The sequence below is a fragment of the Actinomadura syzygii genome (assembly GCF_008085905.1).
GTDB classification, from domain to species: domain Bacteria; phylum Actinomycetota; class Actinomycetes; order Streptosporangiales; family Streptosporangiaceae; genus Spirillospora; species Spirillospora syzygii.
This window is the reverse complement of the sequence record NZ_VSFF01000011.1, coordinates 340,352-365,621: the sequence shown is the minus strand read 5'-3', so window position 1 is coordinate 365,621 and position 25,270 is coordinate 340,352. Positions and strand designations below refer to the sequence as shown.

Annotated in this window: 22 protein-coding genes; 6 read left to right on the top strand and 16 right to left on the bottom strand. The window is 70.8% G+C overall.

Features of this window, described 5'->3' with window-relative positions; all coding sequences use genetic code 11:
• Nucleotides 1-7: 7 nt before the first annotated feature.
• Both FXF65_RS29630 and FXF65_RS29625 read left to right on the top strand, forming a co-directional pair.
• Nucleotides 8-244 (top strand): helix-turn-helix domain-containing protein, encoded by a 237-nt coding sequence (locus FXF65_RS29630; RefSeq protein WP_148353329.1) that lies wholly within the window; start codon nucleotides 8-10, stop codon nucleotides 242-244.
• A 4-nt stretch (nucleotides 245-248) separates the two neighbouring features.
• Nucleotides 249-797 carry a Clp protease N-terminal domain-containing protein gene (locus FXF65_RS29625; RefSeq protein WP_148353328.1) on the top strand — a complete coding sequence of 183 codons (549 nt, stop codon included), beginning with the start codon at nucleotides 249-251 and terminating at the stop codon, nucleotides 795-797.
• Nucleotides 798-811: 14 nt separating this feature from the next.
• Here FXF65_RS29625 and FXF65_RS29620 read toward each other — a convergent pair whose 3' ends face one another.
• The 5 genes from FXF65_RS29620 to FXF65_RS29600 all read right to left on the bottom strand — a co-directional run bounded on the left by FXF65_RS29620 (nucleotide 812) and on the right by FXF65_RS29600 (nucleotide 9,812).
• Nucleotides 812-1,327 (bottom strand): hypothetical protein, encoded by a 516-nt coding sequence (locus FXF65_RS29620; protein ID WP_148353327.1) that lies wholly within the window; start codon nucleotides 1,325-1,327, stop codon nucleotides 812-814.
• A gap of 91 nt (nucleotides 1,328-1,418) precedes the next feature.
• Nucleotides 1,419-2,219, bottom strand: coding sequence for a carbon-nitrogen hydrolase family protein (locus tag FXF65_RS29615; RefSeq protein WP_148353326.1), 801 nt, complete (start codon nucleotides 2,217-2,219; stop codon nucleotides 1,419-1,421).
• 18 nt (nucleotides 2,220-2,237) lie between these two features.
• Complete coding sequence (locus tag FXF65_RS29610; protein WP_148353325.1) at nucleotides 2,238-4,745, bottom strand: DEAD/DEAH box helicase; 2,508 nt, start codon at nucleotides 4,743-4,745, stop codon at nucleotides 2,238-2,240.
• A 290-nt stretch (nucleotides 4,746-5,035) separates the two neighbouring features.
• Nucleotides 5,036-5,626, bottom strand: a complete 591-nt coding sequence (locus tag FXF65_RS29605; RefSeq protein WP_148353324.1) for an HD domain-containing protein — start codon at nucleotides 5,624-5,626, stop codon at nucleotides 5,036-5,038.
• 19 nt (nucleotides 5,627-5,645) lie between these two features.
• Nucleotides 5,646-9,812, bottom strand: a complete 4,167-nt coding sequence (locus tag FXF65_RS29600) for a wHTH domain-containing protein (protein WP_148353323.1) — start codon at nucleotides 9,810-9,812, stop codon at nucleotides 5,646-5,648.
• A 141-nt stretch (nucleotides 9,813-9,953) separates the two neighbouring features.
• Between FXF65_RS29600 and FXF65_RS44000 the strand changes: the two genes are divergently transcribed.
• Nucleotides 9,954-10,127: a hypothetical protein gene (locus FXF65_RS44000; RefSeq protein WP_187412547.1), complete on the top strand. Its 174-nt coding sequence runs from the start codon at nucleotides 9,954-9,956 to the stop codon at nucleotides 10,125-10,127.
• A 67-nt stretch (nucleotides 10,128-10,194) separates the two neighbouring features.
• Here FXF65_RS44000 and gndA read toward each other — a convergent pair whose 3' ends face one another.
• A complete protein-coding gene (gndA, locus tag FXF65_RS29595) occupies nucleotides 10,195-11,619 on the bottom strand; it encodes an NADP-dependent phosphogluconate dehydrogenase (RefSeq protein WP_148353322.1) in 1,425 nt (474 codons plus the stop codon).
• A 159-nt stretch (nucleotides 11,620-11,778) separates the two neighbouring features.
• Between gndA and FXF65_RS29590 the strand changes: the two genes are divergently transcribed.
• Nucleotides 11,779-12,528 carry an HAD family hydrolase gene (locus tag FXF65_RS29590; protein WP_148353321.1) on the top strand — a complete coding sequence of 250 codons (750 nt, stop codon included), beginning with the start codon at nucleotides 11,779-11,781 and terminating at the stop codon, nucleotides 12,526-12,528.
• Nucleotides 12,525-14,927: a glycoside hydrolase family 65 protein gene (locus tag FXF65_RS29585; protein ID WP_148353320.1), complete on the top strand. Its 2,403-nt coding sequence runs from the start codon at nucleotides 12,525-12,527 to the stop codon at nucleotides 14,925-14,927. The genes FXF65_RS29590 and FXF65_RS29585 overlap by 4 nt, the downstream gene beginning before the upstream one ends.
• 32 nt (nucleotides 14,928-14,959) lie before the next feature.
• On the opposite strand, the gene soxR is transcribed toward FXF65_RS29585, so the two are convergent.
• The 8 genes from soxR to FXF65_RS29545 all read right to left on the bottom strand — a co-directional run bounded on the left by soxR (nucleotide 14,960) and on the right by FXF65_RS29545 (nucleotide 22,737).
• Nucleotides 14,960-15,490, bottom strand: a complete 531-nt coding sequence (gene soxR, locus FXF65_RS29580; RefSeq protein ID WP_148353319.1) for a redox-sensitive transcriptional activator SoxR — start codon at nucleotides 15,488-15,490, stop codon at nucleotides 14,960-14,962.
• 39 nt (nucleotides 15,491-15,529) lie between these two features.
• Nucleotides 15,530-16,105 (bottom strand): HdeD family acid-resistance protein, encoded by a 576-nt coding sequence (locus tag FXF65_RS29575; RefSeq protein WP_148353318.1) that lies wholly within the window; start codon nucleotides 16,103-16,105, stop codon nucleotides 15,530-15,532.
• A 287-nt stretch (nucleotides 16,106-16,392) separates the two neighbouring features.
• Nucleotides 16,393-18,210 (bottom strand): phosphoenolpyruvate carboxykinase (GTP), encoded by a 1,818-nt coding sequence (locus FXF65_RS29570; protein ID WP_246199192.1) that lies wholly within the window; start codon nucleotides 18,208-18,210, stop codon nucleotides 16,393-16,395.
• A gap of 178 nt (nucleotides 18,211-18,388) precedes the next feature.
• Nucleotides 18,389-19,435 (bottom strand): ABC transporter ATP-binding protein, encoded by a 1,047-nt coding sequence (locus tag FXF65_RS29565; RefSeq protein ID WP_148353316.1) that lies wholly within the window; start codon nucleotides 19,433-19,435, stop codon nucleotides 18,389-18,391.
• Nucleotides 19,436-19,445: 10 nt separating this feature from the next.
• Entirely contained in the window at nucleotides 19,446-20,246 is an 801-nt protein-coding gene (gene modB / locus FXF65_RS29560; RefSeq protein ID WP_148353315.1) for a molybdate ABC transporter permease subunit, read from the bottom strand.
• Nucleotides 20,243-21,034: a molybdate ABC transporter substrate-binding protein gene (gene modA / locus FXF65_RS29555; protein WP_148353314.1), complete on the bottom strand. Its 792-nt coding sequence runs from the start codon at nucleotides 21,032-21,034 to the stop codon at nucleotides 20,243-20,245. Before modA ends, modB begins: the two co-directional genes overlap by 4 nt.
• Before the next feature lie 39 nt (nucleotides 21,035-21,073).
• Nucleotides 21,074-21,475, bottom strand: coding sequence for a TOBE domain-containing protein (locus FXF65_RS29550; RefSeq protein WP_148353313.1), 402 nt, complete (start codon nucleotides 21,473-21,475; stop codon nucleotides 21,074-21,076).
• Nucleotides 21,476-21,534: 59 nt separating this feature from the next.
• Nucleotides 21,535-22,737 (bottom strand): nucleoside 2-deoxyribosyltransferase domain-containing protein, encoded by a 1,203-nt coding sequence (locus FXF65_RS29545; RefSeq protein ID WP_148353312.1) that lies wholly within the window; start codon nucleotides 22,735-22,737, stop codon nucleotides 21,535-21,537.
• Nucleotides 22,738-22,832: 95 nt separating this feature from the next.
• Between FXF65_RS29545 and FXF65_RS29540 the strand changes: the two genes are divergently transcribed.
• A complete protein-coding gene (locus FXF65_RS29540) occupies nucleotides 22,833-23,453 on the top strand; it encodes a hypothetical protein (protein WP_148353311.1) in 621 nt (206 codons plus the stop codon).
• 32 nt (nucleotides 23,454-23,485) lie between these two features.
• Here FXF65_RS29540 and FXF65_RS29535 read toward each other — a convergent pair whose 3' ends face one another.
• The gene (locus tag FXF65_RS29535; protein WP_148353310.1) at nucleotides 23,486-23,686 is read right to left on the bottom strand and encodes a hypothetical protein; all 201 of its coding nucleotides are present in this window, start codon (nucleotides 23,684-23,686) and stop codon (nucleotides 23,486-23,488) included.
• Nucleotides 23,687-23,860: 174 nt separating this feature from the next.
• Complete coding sequence (der, locus tag FXF65_RS29530; RefSeq protein WP_148353309.1) at nucleotides 23,861-25,258, bottom strand: ribosome biogenesis GTPase Der; 1,398 nt, start codon at nucleotides 25,256-25,258, stop codon at nucleotides 23,861-23,863.
• Nucleotides 25,259-25,270: the final 12 nt, after the last annotated feature.

Genomic DNA, 25,270 nt, shown 5'->3' with positions numbered 1-25,270 from the left:
GACAGGCATGAGCGATGGAGTGACGCTCGCCCAGGAGGCGAGCAGCCGGGACCCCGCGGTGGGGCTGCGGGCCGTCCGGGCGCTGCGCGAACTGTCCGAGCGCCTGGAGGCGCTGCAGGTCGCGAGCGCCCGCGAGCAGGGCTGGTCCTGGCAGGAGATCGCGGTGTGCCTCGGGGTGAGCAGGCAGGCCGTCCACAAGAAGCACGGCGGCGGCAGGCGCCGCATTCTGAAGAAGGAGGACTAGCGGGATGTTCGAGCGCTTCACCGCCGACGCGCGGGAGATCGTCGCCGGGGCGCAGGAGGAGGCCCGGCGGCTGCGGCACCACCACATCGGCACCGAGCACCTGCTGCTCTCCCTGCTCGCCTCGGACGGCCCGGAGGCGCGGGCCGCGGCCGCGCACGGGCTGACCGCGGGCGACGTCCGGGCACGGCTCGTCCACGGGTCGGCCGACCCCCTCGACCCCGAGGCGCTGAGCACGCTCGGCATCGACCTCGACGCCGTCCGGGAGGCGACGGAGCGGACGTTCGGCGAGGGCGCCCTCGACGCCCCGGCGGGCGAGCGCGGCGCCGTCCGCAAGGGCCACATCCCATTCACGCCGAGGGCGAAGAAGGCCCTGGAGCTGAGCCTGCGGCAGTCGCTCCGGCTCAAGTCGGGGGACATCCGCGCCGGCCATCTCCTGCTCGGCCTCCTCCAGGACGAGAAGTCCCTGTCGGCGCGGCTCGCGGCCGAGGCCGGCGCCGACCTCCCCGCGCTCCGCGCCGAGGCCGAGCGGCTGACGCGGTCGAAGGCCGCCTGACCCCCCGCGGCCGGTCAGCGTCCGCCGAACCGGCCGCTGAGGACGGCGACGCAGGCGGCCCGGCGGCGCGGGTCGTCCGGGAAGCGGCGGGCGCATTCGGACCGCACCCACGGCGGCACGCCCGGCCGCGGCCTGGCCTTCGGCCGTTTCGAGGGACGCGAGCGCGGGCGCCCGCTGGCGGTGGGACGCCTCCGCGTCGGAACCGCCCGGGTGCCGCGCGGTTTCGCGGACCCGCCGCCCGCTCGTTTCGGTTTGGCGCCGACGCGTCCCGGTTCCGCCGCGCCGCTCTTCGGGGCGGGCGGCGGCGCCGGGACGGACGACGGCGTGACCGTGTCCGGCGCGGCGGGACGGACGGGAGCCGGGCGGCCCGCCGCCCCGTGCACGGTGACGAGCACGGCGGCGAGCACCCCCGTTCCCAGGACGGCCGCGACCGCCGCCGCCACGACCGCCCGGAGCGGCGGACGGCGGCGCGGCGGCCTCGGCCCGGCGCGGGTGTACCCGGCGGGCGGAACCTTCGACGAAAGACGCACCCACCGATGGTCACGCTCCGCATCCGAACGGACACGCAGAAACGCCGCTACTGTTGCCGCCTCGATACCGGCGAGCGTCTCGTGCGGTTCCTCAGCGGGCGGGCGCGACGGTGAAGCGGCGGAGGCTCAGGGCCGGGTTCGTCTTCCGGACGGCCGCGATCCGCTCGGGCGACACCTCCGCGGACGCCACGCCCGTCCCGTCGCCCAGCCCGGCCGCCACCACGCCCATCGGGTCGACGACCATGCTGTTCCCGGCGCCGGTCGGGGCGCACTGCCCGGCGGCGGCGACGTAGACGGTGTTCTCGATCGCGCGGGCCCGGACGAGCGTCCGCCAGTGGTCCTCCTTCAGCGGGCCCGGCACCCAGTCGGCGGGCAGCGCGAGGACGTCGGCGCCCGCGTCCACGATCCGCCGCGTCACCTCCGGGAACCGGACGTCGTAGCAGGTCTGCATGCCGAACGTGACGCCCTCGACCGCGAACGTCTGCGGCTCCCCGATCTCACCGGCACGGACCACCGCCGACTCCTTGTACCCGAACGCGTCGTACAGGTGGAGCTTGCGGTACTCGGCGACGACGTCGCCGCCGGGGCCGATGGCGAGGAGCGTGTTGGAGATGCGGTCGGGGTCGTCCAGCCGCTCGTTGACGCCCGCGACGACGTGGACGCCGAGCCGGGTCGCCAGCTCCGCGAGCCCGGTGGTGAACGGGCCGTCGAGCGGCTCAGCGGAGTCCAGGAACCGCTGGTCGAGCTTCGGCGCGGTGAACATGGCGAACTCGGGGAACACGACGACCGCCGCGCCCCGTCCGGCCGCCTCGCCCGCCAGCTTGCCGATCGTCGCGAGGTTCTCGTCCTTGTTCACGCCCGGCGCGAACTGCGCCACCGCGACCTGCACCATGCGAATGTCCCTCCTCTTTCAGAGCCGGTCGACGGCGGTCACGCGGACGACCGCCTCGCCCTCCTGGTCCGAGCCCGCGAGGTCGACCTCGGCGCTGATCCCCCAGTCGTGGTGGCCCTCGGGATCGTCGAACACCTGCCGGACGCGCCACAACTCGTCCTCGGGGACCTCCTCGATCTGGAGGAGCTTCGGACCGCGCGCGTCGGGGCCGGTGAGCAGCTCGTCATGCTCGGCGAAGTACCCGTCCATGGCGTCCGCCCACCCGGCCGCGCCGAAGTCCGGGTCGAGGTCGCCCAGCTCCGCGTACTTCTCCAGCGCCGCCAGCTCCACCCGGCGGAACATCGCGTTGCGCACCAGCACCCGGAACGCCCGCGCGTTCGCCGTCACCCTGGTGATCCGCTCCTGGATCGGCGCGTCCAGCTCCTCGTCGGTGGGGTTCGCGAGCTGCTCCCACTCGTCCAGGAGGCTGGAGTCGACCTGCCGGACCAGCTCGCCCAGCCACTCGATCAGGTCGATCAGGTCGTCCGTCTTGATCGACTCCGGGACGGTCTGCTGCAGCGCCTTGTACGCGCCCGACAGGTACCGCAGGACGAGCCCCTCCGCCCGCGCCAGCTCGTAGAACCCGATGTACTCGGTGAACGTCATCGCGCGCTCGAACATGTCGCGCACCACCGACTTCGGGCGCAGCGGATGGTCGCCGACCCACGGATGGCCCGCCCGGTAGATCCCGTACGCGGCGTCGAGCACCTCCTCCAGCGGCTTCGGGTGGTCGACCTCCTGGAGCAGCTCCATCCGCTCCTCGTACTCGATGCCCTCCGCCTTCATCTCCTGGACGGCCTCGCCCCGCGCCTTGTTGACCTGCGCCGCGAGGATCTGCCGCGGGTCCTCCAGAGTCGCCTCGATCACCGACAGGACGTCCAGCGCGTACGACGGCGACGCCGGGTCGAGCACCTCGAACGCCGCCAGCGCGAACGTCGACAGCGCCTGGTTGAGCGCGAAGTCCTCCTGGAGGTCGACGGTGATCCGCGCGTACCGGCCCAGCTCGTCCGGCTCGGCCAGCACCTCCACCACCCCGGCCGAGAGCAGCGACCGGTAGATCGCGATCGCCCGGGAGATGTGGCGGCGGCGCGCCGCGGGCTCCTCGTGGTTGTCGGTCAGCAGCCGCTTCATCGCCTGGAACGCGTTGCCTGGACGCGCGATCACCGACAGCAGCATCGCGTGGCTGACCTGGAACCGGGACCTCAGCATCTCCGGCTCGGCCTTCTGGAGCTTGGCGAAGACGTCCTCGTCCCAGCCGACGAACCCCTCCGGCGGCTTCTTCCGCTGCACCTTCCGGCGCTTCTTCGGATCGTCGCCCGCCTTCGCGAGGGCCTTCTCGTTCTCCACGACGTGCTCGGGGGCCTGCGCGACGACGAAGCCGACCGTGTCGAAACCGGCGCGTCCGGCGCGTCCGGCGATCTGGTGGAACTCGCGGGCGCGCAGCCGCCGCACCCGATGCCCGTCGTACTTGCTCAGCGCGGTGAACACGACCGTGCGGATGGGGACGTTGACACCGACGCCGAGGGTGTCCGTCCCGCAGATGACCTTGAGCAGCCCGGCCTGGGCGAGCCGCTCCACGAGTCGCCGGTACTTCGGCAGCATCCCCGCGTGGTGCACCCCGATCCCGTGCCGGACGAACCGCGACAGGTTCCGTCCGAACTTCGTCGTGAACCGGAAGCTCCCGATCAGCTCCGCGATCCGCGCCTTCTCCGCCTTGGTGCACACGTTGACGCTCATCAGCGACTGCGCCCGCTCGATCGCCGCCGCCTGCGTGAAGTGCACCAGGTAGATCGGCGCCTTCTGCTCGGCGAGCAACTCCTCGATCGTCTCGTGCAGCGGCGTCACCCGGTAGTCGTAGATCAGCGGGACGGGCCGCTCCGCCGACGTCACCAGCGCGGTCTGGCGTCCCGTCCGCCGCGTCAGGTCCTTCTGGAAGAACGTGACGTCGCCGAGCGTGGCCGACATCAGCAGGAACTGCGTCTGCGGCAGTTCGAGCAGCGGGATCTGCCACGCCCAGCCGCGCTCGGGCTCGGCGTAGAAATGGAACTCGTCCATGACGACCACGCCGATGTCGGCGTCGGCGCCGTCCCTGAGCGCGATGTTGGCGAGCACCTCGGCGGTGCAGCACACGATGGGCGCGTCCGCGTTGACGCTGGCGTCGCCCGTCATCATGCCGACGTTGTCGCGTCCGAACATTTCGCAGAGGTCGAAGAACTTCTCCGACACCAGCGCCTTGATCGGCGCGGTGTAGAAGCCGACCTTGTCATGGCCCAGCGCCGCGAACAGCGCGCCCGCCGCCACCAGGCTCTTGCCCGACCCGGTCGGCGTGGACAGGATCACGTTCGCCCCGGACACGACCTCGATGAGCGCTTCCTCCTGTGCGGGATACAACGTGATCCCGCGTCCCGACACCCACCGTTCGAACGCCTCGAACAGCGAATCGGCGTCGGCGTCGTTTCCGGTGGGAAGCTCATCGATAAGGCTCACCCCTCCATCCTGCCCCCGTTCGCGCACTGCCGCGTCACCGCCTCTTCACGGTGAGCGCCGTGACGGCCCCGACAGCGGCCGCCACCACGTTCAGCACCCCGCCGATCACCGGCGCCAATTCCACGATCGTCTGCATGGCCCACTCCCGTCGTCCTGCGAACGAGAGCAGCCTGCGCCGGACGCGCATCCGGTGGGCGTGCGCTTGCGTGACGTGCGTTGTGCGCTCTGCGGAGCCTGTTGCTGACCTGGGGCTTCGTGGTGGGACGCGGTACGCGGGCGCACGAGTGGGGTTACACCAGGGCGTGGCCGTACTCAACTGCGAGGGGCGCGAGATCGGGCTCCCCGAACGTCTCGCGCATCGCCTCGAAGGCAGTGACTTTGTCCTCGCCGTATCGCCTCACATGCAGCGCGAACGAGTCAGCCGACACGAACCTCGGCGGGATGGACTTGCTGTGAAACTTGTCCGCGTACATGACGACCCGCTCTTCGTCGGACTCGGCCACGTAGTCACCTTTGGGGAGGGGAAGACGCTGGCTCTCGATGTCGTCCGCGGTGAGGCCCATCCCGGTGTGATGCGAACAGAACCGGCAGATCTCCTCGGGGAACCCTTCGCTGCTCAGGATCTCGTGTCCCAGGACGCCGTGCCGGACGTACTGCTTGTGGTCGAGTTCGCCGGTGACGTCGTACAGGCGGTAGACGCCGATGTCGTGCAACAGACATCCGGCCCGGACGAGGTCTTTGTCCACGTCGAGCCCGTCGACGACCTGCTCGGCGATGCGACACACGATGACGCAGTGCGTCCAGACGAGATCGAACGCCTGCGGGCTCGGCGCATACCGCTCATGCAAGGCCCGGATCTCATCGTCCCCCGGAATCCACACCCGGCAATTCTACAGCTAACTATGCCCACGGCACCCGACGCAGCGCTTCCGCGATGCTGTCATCGACGTCGGACACGTCCATACCAAGCCACCGCAGTCGCTCAGCCGCCGCCCATACGCTCATCCCGAGCCGCCGAGAGACGCGCAGTAAATGAAGCAGCGGCACGGGCTGCTCTACGTCAAGCCATCGGTCGGAAATTGAATGGCCATAGCGCAGCAGCACTAGATCCACCGGATCGGGTGCATTCGCGATCTCACCAGGCGGAACGGTCAGTCCGCACTCGATCAAATGCCCGGCTGCCTCTCCGGGACTGATGCCCATCTCGACAGAAGCTCGGACCAGATGGGCCCGGTGCACAACACACCTCGGATCGAGCCACGCACCGGTAAAGAACCTCTTCGAGAGCAGCCGCATCCGCGGCTCGTCGAGTTTGGCAGGGAACGGTCCGTTCGGGACTCTCATTCCATATTCAGCAAGACGCGCCGCTGCCTGCTCCGGTTCGAGATCCGCCCGACTGCTCACGATCAAAAAATTCGACAGCGGAATCTCTTGCTCGATCGGCCACCAGGGTGGAAAACCGTCTCCATCTCGGCTGAGCAGTTTTAGATCTCCGTTAGAGGCACGCTCAGGTAGCCGCCGGGGGGAGGGCACAGGGACACCGTAGGCAGCTAGGCGGGCGGCGACTTCCGGAATCGAAATGTTGAGCGCGAGTGACGCGCGGACTAGATGAGCAGGAGAAAGCGTTAGCGTGGGATCAATTTCATCTTGCTCTTCATAGCCGAATCTCCAGTCGAACAACGCATAGTCAGCTTCGGATGGCCGAGCTGGCAGAGCAAGATCATCAACATGGAAGCCGAATTCACGAATCCATTCGCACACCTCACTGGTCGAAATTCCTAGATCCCACGCACTTTTCACGACATGACTGCTCGGCAATGGCTGCGGCCTGCTGTTGATCGGGTTGACATCATCCGAACTCCAACACAGCATGCGCAGTTCCTGAGCAGAGATCGCTTTTTCCGGAGGCCTGCCCGGCGGTATCAGATGGCCGTATCGTTCCAGTCGGCTCATCAGGTCTCGCAATCCGCAGCCGAACTGAAGTGCCACTGCAGCTATGTGTCCATAGGGGACGACATCAGTCACTTCCCACCATTGGGGCCTGCCGGTACGTCGCTCGCTGAGTAACGTGAGGTCGACCTCGTTGCCACCAGAAGCCGGAAACCGTTCTGGCTGGATTTCCTCGACGCCCACGTCGACTGCTCGCTGCGCCACCTCACGTGGCGTTACTCCAGTCAGCAGCGCCACCCAAAGTACATGACCCGGAAAGCGCTCGACACTCTTCCTCTCCCAGGCCCAGTCATTCGGACTAACCCTTCGGTCCGGCTGAACATATCTGGAGATACCCCCTAAGAGAAAAGTGTCGGATGGCCGGGCACGCCGCAATCTCCCGCGACCGACTACTGACTCCTTCATAAAATCAGGTAGCCGCCCATGCGCCGCCATACGCCATATCGCCACGTGGTCACTTACGTATGGACCAAAATCCACGTTCCAGAAATTGAGCCCTTCACCTTCGGAACGCTGTTCGACGCGATCACCCTCTAAAGCGAGATAGGAGTCTTGGAGGAGACAGCCGGTGTGGGCGACATCCACCGTCCCCTCTCGCGTCATGAGGCCCGCACTGGATTCGGCAGACGCCTCGCTGATAAGATCTCCCAGCCTGGGGCTGGCCCACGCGACGTTGCTCAGCCAGCAGACGTCCAGCAGATCACGTCCCGTTGAAATCAGTTCGCTCAGCGCCGAAACCAGCAATTTCTCAGACTGGTCAGAGACGTCGGAGAGGACCTTCCTTCGGTCCACGGAGATTTGTTCCGGCGCGTGTGCGCCAGTAAGATTGACGACCGCGCCATACAGGGTGCCGTCTTCCAATCCTGCGAAAACTCCACGGCGCACGCTTGGCTTGACATAGATGCCGTCGACCAGAAGGCCGCCACCTTTCTCGCACCAGACGACCTGGCCGCCGTCGTCGTCCTTCCAGGGGACGAGTTTGCCGTGTGCATCAAGGCCATCAGTTTCCCAGGACGGGCGTGCGCGGGGTCGCAATACGCCGGATTCCCACGTCTCACGTTGCGCCTCGTGCTCAGCAGTAGTGCGGAATTCGGCGATGCCGAGGAAGCGGCGCAACTCTTCCACGCAGGACAGAGCGTCCTCGCTCTCGCGGAGGTACAGCTTTACCGAGGTGCCTGGAGAGCGGTCGGTGGGCAGATGCTCGATGTGGAACAAATGACCCGGGCCGAAGATCGAAACCATCAGCGTAGGGTTCGAGCGGTGGCCCCGGTCCAGGGGTCGAGTGACGACCTCGATCTCGTCGGCGATCATGAAGTAGCTGAGGACGCCGATGCCGAAACGGCTGTTGGCGTGGAACGGGATGGGTGGGTCGGCGTTCTTCCAGTCGGCCGACTCGATCAGGAACTCGGTCGTGTCGGTGAAGCGGGCACCGGCCTGCGAGAAGACCTCCGTGAGGACGGACTCGGTCATGCCGATTCCGTTGTCGCGGCATTCCAGGTAGGCGCGGCCGTTCTCGTCCACGCCCTGGGTGAAGTGGATGCGGCCGTTCCACTCGTCCAGCCAGTCGCCTCGGCTGCGGTAGGCGTGACGGGCCCGGCGGTAGCGGCAGGCGTCCAGCGCGTTCTGATACAGCTCGCGAATGGCGAGACCGCGATCCTGGTAGAGCTGTTCGCCCATGAGCAGGTCCTGCACGCGGCGCTCGTCCAAGCGGAATCGGCTGACGCGTTGGAAAAGGAGGCGGCCGTCATCGTTGGTTCCGGGGCGGACGTCGTCGGCGGACGCGCGGGACGGCAGCCGCGTGAGCACCTGCATCGTGGAATGGTCGCCGCACCCCTGCCGGATCGTGTGCAGAAGGGCGTCGACCTGGCTCGCGTACTGGCGCAGCCCTTCGAGTTCGGCGGCGTGATGGCAGTCGGCGCGCAGGACGAGGCAGTCCGACTGGAGCACCCATTTCGCCCGGGACGACACCGTTTCCCGGAGCTCGCCCAGATCCACCGGATGCGGGATGCCGAGGTGTCGCACCACGATGTCCGGGAGCCGGACGAGGTCGAGCGTCAGCGCGTAGGCGACCGTGAGGATCTGTCCGATCAGTAGTTCCCGCACGCGCTGCTCATGCGGCTCCCCAGCGAACAGGACGGTCTCGAACTGCGGCGCGTTCTTCCGATCGGTGTCGCCGAGTTCGGAGAGGTCGAGGCGCAGCGCGGCTAGGAATCGCTGGACGGTCTTCGCGTCGAGCACCTCGTCCCGCATGCGGTGGTCGGCGATCTCGATGCCGCTCAGCAGAGCGTGCACGGCGCCCAAGGCGTAAGCCTGCGGATACCGCGCTACCCAACGATGGAACAGCCACCAGCCGATTTCCGTGGTGGCTGGGTCTCGGTCCGGCAAGGTCCGGGCCTGTGCGCGGTCGACCAGTTCACGCTGCCCTCTGAGAAAGGTCTCGTATTCGCGCCGCGCTCCCTCGCCACCCTCCGCGCCGAGGTCGAGCGGGGCGATGTCACGAAGCCCGGCAAGCGTCTTGACCATATGGGTGTGGTGCAGCAGCGGAACCAGCACCAGAAGCGCGGCCTCGGCCGGGGAGAGATCGCGCAGGAACTCCGCGAGCGGGGTGCGCAGCAGCCAATCCGTCCGTTTGGCGAAGCGGACGGCCAGCTCGGCATCGAGCCAGAGATCGTCGTCCAATGCCGCTTCGGCCGTACCGCTCAGCCGTCCCAGGCGTTCGGCGATGTCGATGGTCGCGTCCCGGAAGGCGGAGGCATCGCGCTGCTCGTCGACCAGTTCCCAGGCGATGTGTTCGGAGACGTGCTCGGCCCACGGAGACCGCGCAACCGTTTTCGCGACAGGCACCTGCCCGTACAGCCGGACGGCCGCGCGCACGTCGTCCTCTCCCCCGCCCAGGGCCTTTACCAGCAACGCCAACTGCTGGTCGTCGACCGGCCGCCGCCGACCGCGAAGAAAGTCGTTGACGCGCGAGGCCGAGGCCAGGTTCATGGCGGCGGCGATCTCGCGGAGGCTCTTTCCGCCGTTGTCCCTGTGGACGCCGTCGAGGAGTTCCAGCAGCCGCCGGTACGGGCCGTCCTCCGGCCATGCCGTGCGATCGATCCGGTGCCCGCCCGCCACGTCCGCCTCCCGTCGCCGCCCCCGGGAACGTATCTACACCGCCCATAGACCGGCAGACCACCAGAATCGCGCGACGACCGGTTAGGGACGGGCTGCCCGGCAACAACCCGCTGGAGCGAACCGACTCGAAAGGGGCACGGCATGAGCAAGAGGGACGAAGAACCCGGAGCCAGTTCAGGTCTGGAGGACCAGCCGCATCAGCGCGTCGTCCCCGGCACCGACAGCGCGGAGGAGGGCTACGAGTCGGACGCGGAGGGCGGCACCCGCCAAGGCAACCCGATCGCGGGCGTCGAGCGTGACCCCGACGAACCGTGACGCAGTGCGCCGACAGTATGGCGGTCTCCGGGCGTCCGGGCGGGTCAACACCCGGCGCCTGGAACCGTCAGGCGGTCACTTCGGTGCGGTCGCCGCCCCAGAGCGTGTGGAACGACCCTTCACGGTCGACACGCCGATACGTATGGGCGCCGAAGTAGTCGCGCTGGGCCTGGGTGAGGGCCGCTGGGAGGCGGTCGGCGCGGAGCGAGTCGTAGTAGGCCAGGGCCGTGGAGAAGCCGGGCACCGGGATGCCGAGCCGCGCGGCCGTGCCGACGACCTCGCGCCAGGCGTCCTGGGCGTCGCCGACCGCTTCGGTGAAATGGGCGTCGGTGAGCAGGGTGGGCGTCTCCGGGTCGGCCTGGTAGGCGGCGCGGATGCGGTCCAGGAAGCGGGCGCGGATGATGCAGCCGCCGCGCCAGATCGCGGCCATCGCGCCGAGGTCGATGTCCCAGCCGTACTCGGCGCTGCCCGCCTGGATCTGGTGGAAGCCCTGCGCGTACGCGACGATCTTGGAGGCGTAGAGCGCCTTCTCCACCGCGTCCGCGAGGCCGGAGCCCGCGACCAGGCCGCGGGAAGGACCCGGGAGGTTCTGGGCGGCCTCGCGCAGACCCGCGTGCCCCGAGACCGACCGCGCGAACACCGCCTCAGCGATGCCGCTCACCGGAACGCCCAGGTCGAGCGCGGTCTGGACGGTCCAGCGCCCGGTCCCCTTCTGCTCGGCCTGGTCGAGGACGACGTCCACGAAGGGGCGTCCGGTGGCGGCGTCGGTGTGCGCGAGGACCTCGGCGGTGATCTCGATCAGGTACGACTCCAGGCGGCCGGTGTTCCACGTCCGGAAGACCTCGGCGATCTCGGCGGGCGCGAGCCCGGCGGCGTGCCGGAGCAGGTCGTAGGACTCGGCGATCAGCTGCATGTCGGCGTACTCGATGCCGTTGTGCACCATCTTCACGAAGTGCCCGGCGCCGTCGGGGCCGACGTGGGTGCAGCAAGGCGTCCCGTCGACCTCGGCGGCGATGTCCTCCAGGAGGGGGCCGAGCGCGGCGTAGGACTCGGCGGATCCGCCCGGCATGATGCTCGGGCCGTGCAGCGCGCCCTCCTCGCCGCCGGAGATGCCGGTGCCGACGAAGTGGATCCCGCGCTCGCGCAGCGCGGCCTCCCGGCGGCGGGTGTCGACGAAGTTGGCGTTGCCGCCGTCCACGATCATGTCGCCGGGCTCCAGCAGCGGCGCGAACTCGTCGATCACGGCGTCGGTCGGGCCGCCCGCCTTCACCATGATCACCAAACGGCGGGGCCGCTCCAGGGCGGCGACGAACGCCTCCGGCGTGTCGGCGGGCACGAAAGTCCCCTCGCCGCCGAACTCCTCCACCAGGGCTTTCGTTCTGGCGGAAGTGCGGTTGTGCAGGGCCACGGAGTGCCCGTGCCGGGCGAGGTTGCGGGCCAGGTTCCGGCCCATCACGGCGAGGCCCGTGACCCCGATACGCGCCATTTCCATTGGCTCGGTCCTCCTCGTATGCCACCCTGATCAAGGGGTTGTACGCATGGCATGATCCCCCCGTTCGAGCGGGCGACACCGCTGGTGTGCACGGTGCGGCCGAGCGGACGGGACGCGTTTGCGTGTCTCTTCGATGGTGACATTGGCCAGGGGGTTTGGATGCTGGGACTGCCGGACGAGGCGGCTGCGTGCCTCTTCGATCTGGACGGGGTACTGACCCGCACGGCCGCGGTCCACGCGGCCGCCTGGAAGGAGATGTTCGACGGCTACCTGCGTGAGCGCGCCCGGCGCACCGGCGAGCCCTTCACCGAGTTCGACACGGTGAAGGACTACGGCCGGTACGTCGACGGCAAGAAGCGCGAGGACGGCACACGCTCCTTCCTGCACTCGCGCGGCATCGAGCTGCCCGAGGGCGATCCGGACGACCCGCCCGAGGCGGAGACCGTCCGGGGGCTCGGCAACCGCAAGAACGCGCTCGTCCTGAAGATCATCGAGGAGCGCGGCGTCGAGACCTTCGACGGCTCCATCGACTACGTGCGCGCGGCGCGCGCGGCGGGGCTGCGGACGGCGGTGGTGTCGTCCAGCGCCAACACCGTCCAGGTGCTGCGGACGGTCGGCATCACCGACCTGTTCGACGCGCGGGTCGACGGCGTCGTCGCGGCCGAGCGGCGGCTGCCGGGCAAACCGGCCCCCGACATGTTCATCGAGGGCGCCCGCGAGGTGGGCGTCCAGGCGGCGCGGGCCGTCGTGTTCGAGGACGCGCTGGCCGGCGTCCAGGCCGGCCGCGCGGGCGGCTTCGCCTACGTAGTCGGCGTCAACCGGGTCGACGAGGCGCACGCCAAGGCGCTCGCCGAGCACGGCGCCGACATCGTCGTCTCCGACCTGTCCGAGCTCCTGGAGGACAAGTGACCAACGCGGACGGGCAACTCGCGGCCGACAGGCCCGTGTTCACGGTGGAGCCGTGGTGCGTGCGGGAGCCCGAGCTCCGGCTCGACCGGCTGGCGCAGACCGAGTCGGTGTTCGCGCTGTCGAACGGGCACGTCGGGATGCGCGGCAACCTCGACGAGGGCGAGCCGCACGGGCTGCCGGGCACCTACCTGAACTCCTTCTACGAGCAGCGTCCGCTGCCGCACGCGGAGACGGCCTACGGCTATCCCGAGTCGGGGCAGACGGTCATCAACGTCACCAACGGCAAGGTGATCCGGCTGCTGGTGGACGACGAGCCGTTCGACGTCCGGTACGGGCGCGTCCACCACCACGAGCGGGTGCTGGACATGCAGGCGGGGACGCTCACCCGGCACGTGGAGTGGACGTCCCCCGCCGACAAGACCATCAAGGTGACGTCCGTCCGGATGGTGTCGCTGACGCAGCGCGCCGTCGCGGCGATCTGCTACGAGGTCGAGCCCGTCGATGGAGCGGTCCGGGTCGTGGCGCAGTCCGAGCTCGTGACCAACGAGGCGCTGCCCGGCGGCGGCAAGGACCCGCGCGCCTCCGCCATCCTGGACTGCCCCCTCGTCAGCGAGGAGCACGTCGCCAACGGCACGAAGGTCCTGCTCCTGCACCGGACGCGGCGCAGCGGCCTGCGGATGGCGGCGGGCATGTCGCACGACATCGAGGGCCCGAAGTCGATGGCGATCGACACCGAGAGCTCCGCCGACGTGGGACGGCTGACGGTCGCGACGCGGCTGGAGCCGGGGCAGAAGCTCCGGATCGTGAAGTACCTCTCCTACGGGTGGTCGAGCCGCAGGTCCCGTCCGGCGCTGCACGACCAGGTGGTCGGGGCGCTCGCGGGCGCGCGGCAGACCGGCTGGGACGGTCTGCTCGCCGAGCAGCGCGAGTACCTGGACGACTTCTGGGAGGGCGCGGACGTCGAGGTCGAGGGCGACGCGGAGATCCAGCAGGCCGTCCGGTTCGGGCTGTTCCACGTCCTCCAGGCGGGCGCGCGCGCCGAGCGGCGGATGATCCCGGCCAAGGGGCTGACGGGCCCCGGCTACGACGGCCACACCTTCTGGGACACCGAGACCTTCGTCATGCCGGTGCTGACCTACACGTCGCCGGGCGCGGCGGCGGACGCGCTGGCCTGGCGGCACATGACGCTGCCGCTCGCGGTGGAGCGCGCCACACAGCTCGGCCTTGAGGGCGCGACGTTCCCGTGGCGGACGATCCGCGGCCACGAATGCTCGGGGTACTGGCCGGCGGGCACGGCGGCGTTCCACATCAACGCCGACATCTCCGACGCGGTCGTCCGGTACGTGGACGCCACCGAGGACCAGCAGTTCGAGCGCGAGATCGGGCTCGACATCCTGGTGCAGACGGCGCGGCTGTGGCGGAGCCTCGGCCACCACGACGTCGGCGGCGTGTTCCGCATCGACGGCGTCACCGGCCCGGACGAGTACAGCGCGGTCGTCGACAACAACGTCTACACGAACCTGATGGCGCGCCGGAACCTCCAGGAGGCCGCGGAGATGGCGATGCGCCATCCGGACGTGGCCGACCGCCTCGGCGTGGACGCCGAGGAGGCCGCGTCGTGGCGGGACGCGGCGGCCGCGATGCTGATCCCCTACGACGACCGGCTGGGCGTCCATCCGCAGAGCGAGGGGTTCACCAACCACGACCGGTGGGACTTCGCCGCCACCAAGCCCGACCACTACCCGCTGCTGCTGAACTTCCCGTACTTCGACCTATATCGGAAGCAGGTGGTGAAGCAGGCCGACCTCGTCCTGGCGCTGCACCTGTGCGGGGACTCGTTCACCGACGAGCAGAAGGCCCGCGACTTCGCCTACTACGAGGGGCTGACCGTCCGCGACTCGTCGCTGTCGGCGCAGACGCAGGCGGTCGTGGCGGCGGAGGTCGGGCAGCTGGAGCTGGCGCACGACTACCTCGGCGAGACCGCCCTGATGGACCTGCACGACCTGAACCGCAACACCCGCGACGGGCTGCACATCGCGTCGATGGCGGGCGCGTGGAGCGGGCTCGTCGCCGGGTTCGGCGGGATGCGGGCGGGTCGCGGCGAGCTGCGGTTCGCGCCGCGGCTGCCGGGCGGCATCAGCAGGCTGGCGTTCCGGATGACGTACCGGGGCAGCCGCGTCCGGGTCAACGTCACCGCCGAGTCGGCCCTCTACGAGCTGCTGGACGGCCCGTCGATCAAGCTGTCGCACCACGGCGAGGAGTTCACGCTCGCGGACGAGCCCGTCGAGCTGCCGATCGACCAGATCCCGGCGCGTCCGGCGCCGGCGCAGCCCGCCGGGCGGGAGCCGCTGCCGCGCCGCATCGACCCGCACGGCCGCGACCCGCGCCGCCGCGGCTGAGGCTCATTGCCGGGGACGTTGGCCGGGGGCGGTCAGCTCGCGCAGGCGCCGCAGCCGGGCGCGGACGCCGCCGCCCCCGCCGGGCGGGACGGGGCGCCGTCCGCGCCCCGTCCGGCGAGCAGGCGGCGCGGCCCCGGGCCCTCGTCGCCGAGCTGGTCGTAGGGGTTGGCGAGCGCGCACTTGCTGATCGACAGGCAGCCGCAGCCGATGCAGTCGGTGAGGTCGTCGCGGAGCCGTTCGAGCTGGCGGATGCGGGCGTCGAGGTCGCCGCGCCAGTGCTCGGAGAGGCGCGCCCAGTCCTCGACGGTGGGCGTCCGCTCGCAGGGCAGGGTGCCGAGCGCGTCGCGGATCTCGCTGAGCGGGATCCCGACCCGCTGCGCCACCTTGATGAACGACACGCGGCGCAGCGTGTCGCGGCTGAACCGCCGCTGGTTGCCCGCCGTGCGGCGGCTCGTGATCAGCCCCTTGGACTCGTAGAAGTGCAGCGCCGAGACGGCCACGCCGCTGCGCTCGGCGAGCTGGCCGACGGTCAGTTCGTGCACCCGGTGCTCAAGCCGCGTCATGCCACGCACCTTATGCGAACCGCGGCCCGTACTGGGCTTTCAGTACTGGACGGCCGAGCCCGCCCCGCCGCGCCGCTCGGCCGTTCCGGCGAGCCGCCGCAGCCGGAACGCGGCGCCGACCATGGCCGCGCCGAACAGGATCGCGAAGAGCCCGATCAGCCAGACGACCGCGAGCGCCCCGGACACCGGCCACACGAACAGCAGGATCCCGAACAGCACCGAGATCGCCCCGGTCAGCGCGTACGCCCATTCGCCCTGGAGCTCCTTGCGCAGCGCGATCGCCGCGACGATCTCCAGCACGCCGGTGGCGACCGCCCACGCGGCGATCAGCATCAGCAGCACGAACGCCGTGATGCCCGGCCAGACGAGCGCGGCGATGCCGAGCGCGATCCCGGCGGCCCCCGCGACCAGCAGCACGCCGCGCGGCGCCCCGGTCGTCCCCCGGACCGCCTGCGCCACCGCGATCACCCCGTCCAGCAGCGCATACGCGCCGAACAGGGCGACCAGCACGACCACGGTGATACCCGGCCACACCCACGCGACGATCCCGAACAGGATCGCGAACGCACCACGTACCGCGAGCACCCACCAGTGCCTCGCCATCAACTCGAACATGCGGCCTCCCCGAAACCGAGATCCCTCCCCATTTCAGCCGCTTTCCCCCACAAACACCGCCAAGCCCAGTCGAGAACTCGGCAAAGTCCGAGCCTCGGTTCCGGCGCGGCCTTCACCCACGCTCGAACCTCAGCCGGACCCCACGGTTCGTGCGGCCGGAGGCGCCCCAGCGCCGGAGGCCGCACGAACCGCCGCACGGCGGGCCGTTTCCCGAGAAGCGAACGCGAATCGGGAAACGGCCCGCCGTGCGCAACGGGGGTTCCAGGGGGTCGCCCCCCTGGGAGAACTCAGTGCTCCAGGCGGCGTACCAGGTCGTGGTACTCGTCCCACAGGGCCTTGGGCATGTGGGTGCCGAACTTCTCGAAGTGCTCGGGGACGAGGGCTGCCTCCTGCTTCCAGACTTCGGTGTCGACCGAGAGCAGGGTTTCGAGGTCGGCGTCGTCCAGGGTGAGGCCGTCGGTGTCGAGGGCGTCCCTGGTCGGGAGGTGGCCGATCGGGGTCTTGACGGCGTCGGCGCGGCCGTTCAGGCGGTCGACGATCCACTTCAGGACGCGGCTGTTCTCCCCGAACCCGGGCCAGATGAACTTGCCGTCGGCGTTCTTGCGGAACCAGTTGACGTAGTAGATCCGCGGGAGTTTCTCGGGGTCGGTGGCCTTGCCGATGTCGAGCCAGTGGCCGAAGTAGTCGCCCATGTTGTAGCCGCAGAACGGCAGCATGGCGAACGGGTCGCGGCGCAGTTCGCCGACGGTGCCCTCGGCGGCGGCGGTCTTCTCGGACGCGACGTTCGCACCGAGGAACACGCCCTGCTGCCAGTCGAAGGACTCGGTGACGAGCGGGACGGCCGACGCGCGCCGTCCGCCGAACAGGATCGCCGAGATCGGGACGCCCTTCGGGTCCTCCCACTCGTCCGCGATGATCGGGCACTGCCCGGCGGGGGTGGTGAAGCGGGCGTTCGGGTGCGCGGCCGGGGTGTCGGAACCGGGCGTCCAGTCGTCGCCCCGCCAGTCGGTGAGATGCGCGGGCGGCTCGTCGGTGAGGCCCTCCCACCAGACGTCTCCGTCGTCGGTGAGCGCGACGTTCGTGAAGATGCTGTTGCCCCAGAGCGTCTTCACGGCGTTGGCGTTGGTGCTCTCGCCGGTGCCGGGCGCGACGCCGAAGAACCCGGCCTCGGGGTTGATCGCGTAGAGGCGGCCGTCGTCGCCGAACCGCATCCAGGCGATGTCGTCGCCGATCGTCTCGACCTTCCAGCCGGGGATGGTCGGCTCCAGCATGGCGAGGTTCGTCTTGCCGCAGGCGGACGGGAACGCGGCGGCGACGTAGCGGGTCGCGCCCTCCGGCGGCGTCAGCTTCAGGATGAGCATGTGCTCGGCCATCCAGCCCTCGTCGCGGGCCATGGTGGACGCGATCCGCAGCGCGTAGCACTTCTTGCCGAGCAGCGCGTTGCCGCCGTACCCGGACCCGTAGGACCAGATCTCCCGGGTCTCGGGGAAGTGGGTGATGTACTTGGTGGAGTTGCACGGCCACTTCACGTCCGCCTGGCCCGGCTCAAGCGGGGCGCCGACGGAGTGGACGGCCTTGACGAACGTCCCGCGCTCCTCGATGAGGCGCAGCGCGCCCGTGCCCATCCGCGTCATGATCCGCATCGACACCGCGACGTAGGCGGAGTCGGTGATCTCGACGCCGAGCTGGGAGATGTTGCCGCCCAGCGGACCCATGCAGAACGGCACCACGTACATGGTGCGGCCCTTCATGCAGCCGTCGAAGAGCCCGTCCAGCGTCGCGCGCATCTCGCCGGGCGCGACCCAGTTGTTGGTGGGGCCGGCGTCCTCTTCCTTCTCCGAGCAGATGAACGTGCGGTCCTCGACACGGGCCACGTCGGTCGGGTCGGACGCCGCGTGGAAGCTGTTCGGACGCTTGGCGGGGTCGAGCCGCGTGAGGGTGCCCTGCTCGACGAGGACGCCGGTCAGGCGCTCCCATTCCTCGTCAGAGCCGTCGCACCACTCGACGCGGTCGGGCTTCGTCAGCTCGGCGATCCCGCGCACCCACTCAGTAAGTTCGGTGTGGCCTGTAGGGGCCTGGTCGAGGCCGGGGACCTGGTTGGACACGGGCAACTCCTTCAGCTGTTCGCAGGATGTTTGCATGATGAACAAGACCCGCTGTTTTTGCCATTTGGTCTGGACCAATCCCGTCCGCTTTTGGGGCATCGTGCCCGCTTTTGTGACCGATATCACGCATGCCGGAAGATCGTCCGGGCGGCCGGGTCACCCGTCCGCCAAGGCGTGCTCAAGCTGGGTAAACGTGGGTCTCGGTGGCCTTGACCGCCGCCCAAATCTCGCTGCCCTCCGACAATTGGAGTTCCGCGACGGCGGCGGGAGTGACTTCCGCGACGGCGTCGAAAGGCGGCCCGGACAGTTGCACCCGGACGCGGTCCCCCTGGCGTTCGACCGCGGCGACGCGGGCGCGCCACAGGTTCCGGGGGCTGCCGTCCGGGCGCGTCCGGTACAGCGCGACGGCGGCGGGCGCGAAGGCGAGGAACACGTCGCCGTCGAGCGGGTCGGCGGTGTCGAGGGTGGCGGCGCCGTCCGCGACCGCGACCCGGCCCGCGTCCGCGCGTCCCCGGTAGAGGTTCAGGCCGACCAGGCGCGCGACGTAGCCGGTGCGGGGACGGCGCGCCACCTCGGCGGGCGTCCCCTGCTGGACGAGCCGTCCGCCCTCCACGACGACGATGCGGTCGGCGAGCACCATCGCGTCCAAGGGGTCGTGCGTGACGAGCACGGCGGCGCCGGAGAACCCGGCGAGATGGCGGCGCAGCGCGGCGCGGATCTCCAGCCGGGTGTGCGCGTCGAGGGCGGCGAGCGGCTCGTCCAGGAGCAGCAGCCCCGGCTCGACGGCGAGCGCCCGCGCGAGGGCGACCCGCTGCGCCTGCCCGCCCGACAGCGCCCGCGGCCGGACGGACGCGAACTCCGCGAGCCCCACCCGGTCGAGCCACTCGGCGGCGATCCGGCGGGCGGCGCGGCGTCCGGCGCCCTGGCAGCGCGGCCCGAACGCGACGTTCTCCAGCGCGCTGAGGTGCGGGAACAGCAGGTAGTCCTGGAACACCATGCCGATGCCGCGCCGGTCGGGCGGCAGCGGGCGCAGGTCGTCGCCGTCCACCCGGACGTGCCCGCCCGTCATCGGGACGAGCCCGGCCAGCGCCCGCAGCGCGGTGCTCTTGCCCGCCCCGTTCGGGCCGAGCAGCGCGACCACCTCGCCGGGCGCGGCGGCGAGCGCGAGGTCGAGGTCGAACGCGGCGCGCCGCACGACGAGCCGCGCGTCCAGTCCCGTTCTCATGCGGACGCTCTCATGTGCCCGTGCTCACCCACCGGTCGCGGAGGGCGGCGAGGACGGCGACCGACACCGCCAGCAGGACGAGGCTCAGCACGATCGCGGCCTGCGGGTCGGTCTCCAGCGCGAGGTAGACGGCGAGCGGCATCGTCTGCGTGCGGCCGGGGAAGTTGCCCGCGAACGTGATCGTCGCGCCGAACTCTCCGAGCGCCCGCGCCCAGCACAGCACCGCCCCGGCCGCGACGCCGGGCGCGACGAGCGGCAGCGTGACCCGGCGGAAGATCGTCCAGCGGCTCGCGCCTAGGGTGGCGGCGGCCTCCTCGTAGCGCAGGTCGGCGGCGCGCAGCGCGCCCTCGACGCTGATCACGAGGAACGGCATGGCCACGAACGTCTCGGCGAGGACGACCCCGGCGGTGGTGAACGGGAGCGTGATCCCGAACCAGGCGTCCAGGTGTTCGCCGACGAGGCCGCGGCGGCCGAGCACGAGCAGCAGCGCCACGCCGCCGACCACCGGTGGCAGCACCAGCGGCACCGTCACCAGCGCCCGGACGAGCCGCACGCCCGGGACCGGCGCCCGCGCGAGCATCCACGCCAGCGGGACGCCGAACAGCACGCACAGGCAGGTCGCGAGGGTCGCGGTGAGCAGGGACAGGCGCAGCGCGTCGAGCACCTGGTCCTGCGCGAGGCGAGTGCCGAGCGTCGTCCACGGCGCGCGGGCGAGCAGCCCCGCGAGCGGCAGCACCAGGAACGCGAGCCCGGCCAGTGCGGGCGCCACCAGGATCAGCGGCGGCCGCGGGGACTCGGGCGCCCGCCTCACGGCGCCTCGAAGCCCGCCCGGGTCAGCGCGTCCCGCCCCCGCGGGCCGAGCACGAGCCCGATGAACTCCTTCGCCAGCGCGGACCGCGGCGCCTTCGCGACCTCCACGATCGGATAGTCGTTGATCGCCTGCGCGGACTCGGGGAACTCGATGCCCTCGACCTTGCCGCTCGCCGCCTTGGCGTCGGTGCGGTAGACGAGCCCGGCGTCGGCCTCGTCCAGGGACACCTTGGTCAGGACGGCCTTCACGTCCTGCTCCCGCGACGCGGGCTTGACCTTGACCCCGGCCGCGCCGAGCGCCTTCTCGGCGGCGGCCCCGCACGGCACCTGCACCGCGCACAGGACGACCTTGAGCCCCGGCCGCGACAGATCACCGAGCTCGCGCACCTTGCCCGGGTCGTTCTTCGGGACGGCGATGACCAGGCGGTTCTTCGTGAACACCTGGGGCGTCCCGGCGGCGTCGCCCGCGTCCGTCACCGTCTTCATCGTGGCGGGGCTCGCGGCGGCGAACACGTCCGCGGGCGCGCCCTGCGTGATCTGCTGCGCGAGCGTCGAGCTCCCGCCGAAGCTGAACCTGACCTTCACGCCGGGATGCGCGGCCTCGAACGCCTTGCCGAGCGCGCCGAACGTCTCGGTGAGCGAGGCGGCGGCGAACACCGTCAGCGTGCCGCCCTTCCCCGTCGCGGCGGTCTTCCCGGACGCCTCGCCGCCGTCGTCGACGTCGCCGCAGCCCGCGACGGCCGTGAGCAGCAGGGCGGCGGACGCCGCCGCCGTGATCGACCTGAGCACGGTTCCTCCCTCGGTCCGGCAGCCTTCAGTCCGGCAACTTCAGTCCGGCAGCTCGACGACGACGTTCGTGGACTTCACGACGGCCTCCGCGACCACCCCGACGCGCAGGCCGAGATCGTCCGCCGCCTCCCGGCTCATCAGCGACACGACGCGGAACGGGCCCGCCTGGATCTCCACCTGGGCCATCACGCCGTCGCGGACGACGTCCGTCACGATCCCCCGCATCCGGTTGCGCGCCGAGGAGAACCGCGCGCCCTGGTCGGACGGGCCGTTCCCGCGCGCCTGGTCGCGGACGAACGCGGCCAGCTCGGCACCCGGCACCCGGCGGTGCCCGAGCTCGTCGCGGGACGCGGGGAGGCGCCCGCCGTCCACCCAGCGGCGGACGGTGTCCGCGCTGACCCCGAGCAGCGCCGCCGCCTCACTGATCTTGAACGTCGTCACGCCGCCCAGCGTAACGACCCGCAGATACCAGGAGAAGACCGGTACAGGTGGAGAAACTGCTAGCCGACGGGATCGATGTCTCTCGCAGTCGCGACAGTGCCGTCCGCGCCGACGACGTCGCCGTCCAGCAGCACCTCGGCGATCATGCCGAGGGCGGCGTGGTCGACGAGCCGCTCCCGCCTGATCCGGCCGAACGCCGACACCTCGACGTAGGTGCGCTCGCCGTCCGCCGCGACCCCCTGCGGGCCGGTCGACCGCAGCGCCGCCAGTTCCGCGCCGGTGACCTCGGCCGAGAACAGGTGCGCGCGGTGCGCGGACAGCGTCGCGTTCACCTGCCGCGGCCCGTGCTCGCGCAGGCGCGCCGCGTCCAGCAGCAGGCCGGTCTCCTCCGCGACCTCGGCGAGCGCGACCTCGGACGGCGTGCCCGCCCCGGACCCGCCCGGCAGCTCGTGGACGAACCCGTTCACGCACGGGCTGCGGAACTCCCTGACGAGGACGACCTCCGTCTCGTCGAGCGTCCGGCCGGGGCGGTGCAGGACGACGGCGGAGACGTCCGCCCGTCCGATGACGACCTCGTTGTCCTTGACCCGGTCCTCGGAGGCGACGTGCATCCGCACGTGCAGCCCCCAGAGCATGCCGAACCGGAACACCACCCGCGCGCCGACCAGCGCGTTCCCGGCGCTCCGCTGGCCCGCGTACCAGCTCTGGAACGACGCGTCCCGCCACAGCAGCAGCGGGACCTCCCGCTCGCCGCCCGCCCGCGCCGCCCCGGCGCCGATCCGGTCGAGGGCCGCCGCGACCGTCCCGCCGATGTCGGACGCCGTCGGCACGCCCGACTTGGCCGCGTAGTGCAGCAGGTAGCGGTTCTTCGGCGCGTCCGGCGGGGCGCCGAAGACGGCGCGCCCGCTGTCGTGCCACATCCCCCACTCCACGTTCGTGGTGAACGCGGGCAACGTGTCCAGGTCGCGCGGGACATAGAACACCACCTCGTCGGACAGGTGCAGGCAGCGCTCCTCCCAGTCGACCTGTCCCGTGTAGTCGTCGTGGACGCCGTGCCGGTGCTCGGGCACGAACACAGCCAGCCGCCCAGGGCCACGCCAGCGTTCGCGCAGGGCGGCGACCGCGTCCGGACGCCATGACGGCACGTCCGCCGAACGGGGCGTCGGCCCGGCGAGGAAGACGGCGGCGTCCCAGCGGTCCGGGGGCTCCTCCCGCGCGTAGACGACGGTGACCTCGGCCCTCGCGCCGAATCCGGATTCCATGACGTGGCTCCTCTCGTCCGGCCCGTGTGGAGTGGTCCGGTGGGGGTAAAGGGGGATTCAAATCAGAATCACACGCCCGGTCAGGAGGAATGATCATGACTGGGACCATGCGCGCACCACGCTCACGGGGCGGCCTGTCCGGGACGCTACTGGTGCTGCTCGGCCTGTGGGGCGGCCTGCTGCCTTTCGTGGGCCCCTACTTCGACTTCGGCTTCGCCCCGGATGACACGTGGGTCTACGACACCGACCGGCTCCAGCTCGCCATCGCGCCCGCCGCGGCCGTCGTGCTCGGCGGGCTGATCGTGCTCGGCGCCGCGAACCGGGCGTTCGCGATGTTCGGCGGCTGGCTCGCCGCGCTCGGCGGCGCCTGGTTCGCCGTCGGGCCGTCCGTCGCCCAGCTGTGGGACGTCGACGGCGTCGGCGCCCCGCTCGGCACCGAACAGGGACGGCGGCTCGCCGAACAGCTCGCCGGGTTCACCGGCCTCGGCGTCGTCGTCGTGTTCTTCGCGGCGCTGGCGCTCGGACGGTTCGCCGTCGTCGGCGCCCGCGAGGCGGACGCCGCGTCCGCCGAAGCCGAGGACGGGAAGTCCGGGTCGGGCACGACGCAGCCGCTCGTGTACGGGCGGTACGCCCGGGAGAACCAGCGGCCCCCCGCCAGCACGACCGGGGCGCCGGACGACCGCCACGTCGCCGGAGAGCGAGGCTACGAGACCTAAGCGAGGCTACGAGACCTAGCGGTATCGGCGGTCTAGCGGTGGCGGCGCATGTCGCGGACGGACTTGGTCGTCTCGTGGCTGCGCCGCTCGTCGTCCAGCCGGACGTCGTCGCGGTCGGTGAACATCGCGACGAAGGCGATGAGCAGGCCGACGCCGCCGATCCACGGCTGCCGCCAGACGAAGCTGAGCACCACGCAGACCGCGGCACCGCAGATGAGCAGCAAGAGCTTCACGTCGCACCCCTCGACCGCACGCGCACCTGTCCCCGGATCGACGAGTAATGGAAGACTTACTCGCGTCCCGTAGGAAGCATCCTGACATGCCGCGGCCCGCCCGGGAAAGATCCCCGGCGGGCCGTGTGCCGGTCGGTCCGGCCGCTCCGCGCGCTCGGCGGCGCCGCTTCTCCGCTACTTCTTCGCCTTGCCGCGCTTCTCGCGGATCTTCATCGTCACGTCGAGCGGGGTGCCGGGGAAGCCGAACTCCTCGCGCAGCCGCCGTTCGATGAACCGCCGGTACCCCTCCTCCAGGAACCCGGTGGTGAACAGCACGAACCGCGGCGGGCGCACGCCCGCCTGCGTCGCGAACAGCACGCGCGGCTGCTTGCCGCCCCGGATCGGATGCGGGTGCGAGCTGACCAGGTCGGCGAAGAACTGGTTGAGCTTGGACGTCGGGACGCGGGTGCCCCACCCGTCCAGCGCCGTCTCGATCGCGGGCACCAGCTTCTCCATGTGCCGCCCGGTCTTCGCCGAGACGTTCACCCGCGGCGCCCAGCGCGCGCTGTGCAGCTGCCGGTCGATCTCGCGGTCGAGGTAGTGGCGGCGTTCCTCGTCCAGCAGGTCCCACTTGTTGTAGGCGATGACGAGGGACCGGCCCGAGTCGATCACCATCGAGATGATCCGGAGGTCCTGCTCGGCGAGCGGCTGGGACGCGTCGACCAGCACCACCGCGACCTCGGCGCGCTCCAGCGCCGACTGGGTGCGCAGCGTCGCGTAGAAGTCGGCGCCCTGGTTCTCCCGGTGCCGCCGCCTGATGCCCGCCGTGTCGATGAACCGCCAGGTCTTCCCGCCGAGCTCGATCAGCTCGTCGACCGGGTCGCGGGTCGTGCCGGCCACCGCGTCCACGACGGCGCGGTTCTCCCCCGCCACCTTGTTCAGCAGGCTCGACTTGCCGACGTTCGGACGTCCGAGCAGCGCGATCCGGCGGGGGCCGCCGACCTCCCCGAACGTCTCCGGCGGGGCCTCGGCGGGCAGCGCCTCCAGCACCGCGTCGAGCAGGTCGCCGCTGCCGCGCCCGTGCAGGGCGCTGACCGGGTGCGGCTCGCCGATCCCGAGCGACCACAGCGCCGCCGCGTCGGCCTCGGTGGCCACGTTGTCGACCTTGTTCGCGGTCAGCACCACCGGCTTGCCGGACCGGCGCAGGATCTCCACCACGGCCTCGTCGACGTCCGTCGCGCCGACCGTCGCGTCGACCACGAACATCACCACGTCGGCGAGGTCGACCGCCAGCCGCGCCTGCTCGGCGATCGCCGCGGCCAGGCCGGAGGAGTCCGGCAGCCAGCCGCCGGTGTCGACCACGGTGAACCGCCGGCCGCTCCACGCCGCGTCGTAGGCGACCCGGTCGCGGGTCACGCCGGGGACGTCCTCGACGACCGCCTCGCGGCGCCCGAGGATCCGGTTCACCAGGGTGGACTTGCCGACGTTCGGACGCCCGACCACCGCCACCACCGGCGCGGGCCCCTCGTCGGCGGCGACGCCGGGGTCGGCGTCCACCGTCTCGAGCACCGTCTCGATCTCGTAATCGCTCACTGTCGTTTCCTC

What these genes read in the sequence shown, in the direction of transcription:
- soxR (WP_148353319.1), bottom strand. Translation starts at nt 15,490, where the DNA reads ATGACGCGGCTTGAGCACCGGGTGCACGAACTGACCGTCGGCCAGCTC.
- FXF65_RS29590 (WP_148353321.1), top strand. Translation starts at nt 11,779, where the DNA reads ATGCTGGGACTGCCGGACGAGGCGGCTGCGTGCCTCTTCGATCTGGAC.
- FXF65_RS29615 (WP_148353326.1), bottom strand. Translation starts at nt 2,219, where the DNA reads ATGGTGCAGGTCGCGGTGGCGCAGTTCGCGCCGGGCGTGAACAAGGAC.
- FXF65_RS29565 (WP_148353316.1), bottom strand. Translation starts at nt 19,435, where the DNA reads ATGAGAACGGGACTGGACGCGCGGCTCGTCGTGCGGCGCGCCGCGTTC.
- FXF65_RS29575 (WP_148353318.1), bottom strand. Translation starts at nt 16,105, where the DNA reads ATGTTCGAGTTGATGGCGAGGCACTGGTGGGTGCTCGCGGTACGTGGT.
- gndA (WP_148353322.1), bottom strand. Translation starts at nt 11,619, where the DNA reads ATGGAAATGGCGCGTATCGGGGTCACGGGCCTCGCCGTGATGGGCCGG.
- FXF65_RS29545 (WP_148353312.1), bottom strand. Translation starts at nt 22,737, where the DNA reads ATGGAATCCGGATTCGGCGCGAGGGCCGAGGTCACCGTCGTCTACGCG.
- FXF65_RS29625 (WP_148353328.1), top strand. Translation starts at nt 249, where the DNA reads ATGTTCGAGCGCTTCACCGCCGACGCGCGGGAGATCGTCGCCGGGGCG.
- FXF65_RS29630 (WP_148353329.1), top strand. Translation starts at nt 8, where the DNA reads ATGAGCGATGGAGTGACGCTCGCCCAGGAGGCGAGCAGCCGGGACCCC.
- FXF65_RS29540 (WP_148353311.1), top strand. Translation starts at nt 22,833, where the DNA reads ATGACTGGGACCATGCGCGCACCACGCTCACGGGGCGGCCTGTCCGGG.
- FXF65_RS44000 (WP_187412547.1), top strand. Translation starts at nt 9,954, where the DNA reads ATGAGCAAGAGGGACGAAGAACCCGGAGCCAGTTCAGGTCTGGAGGAC.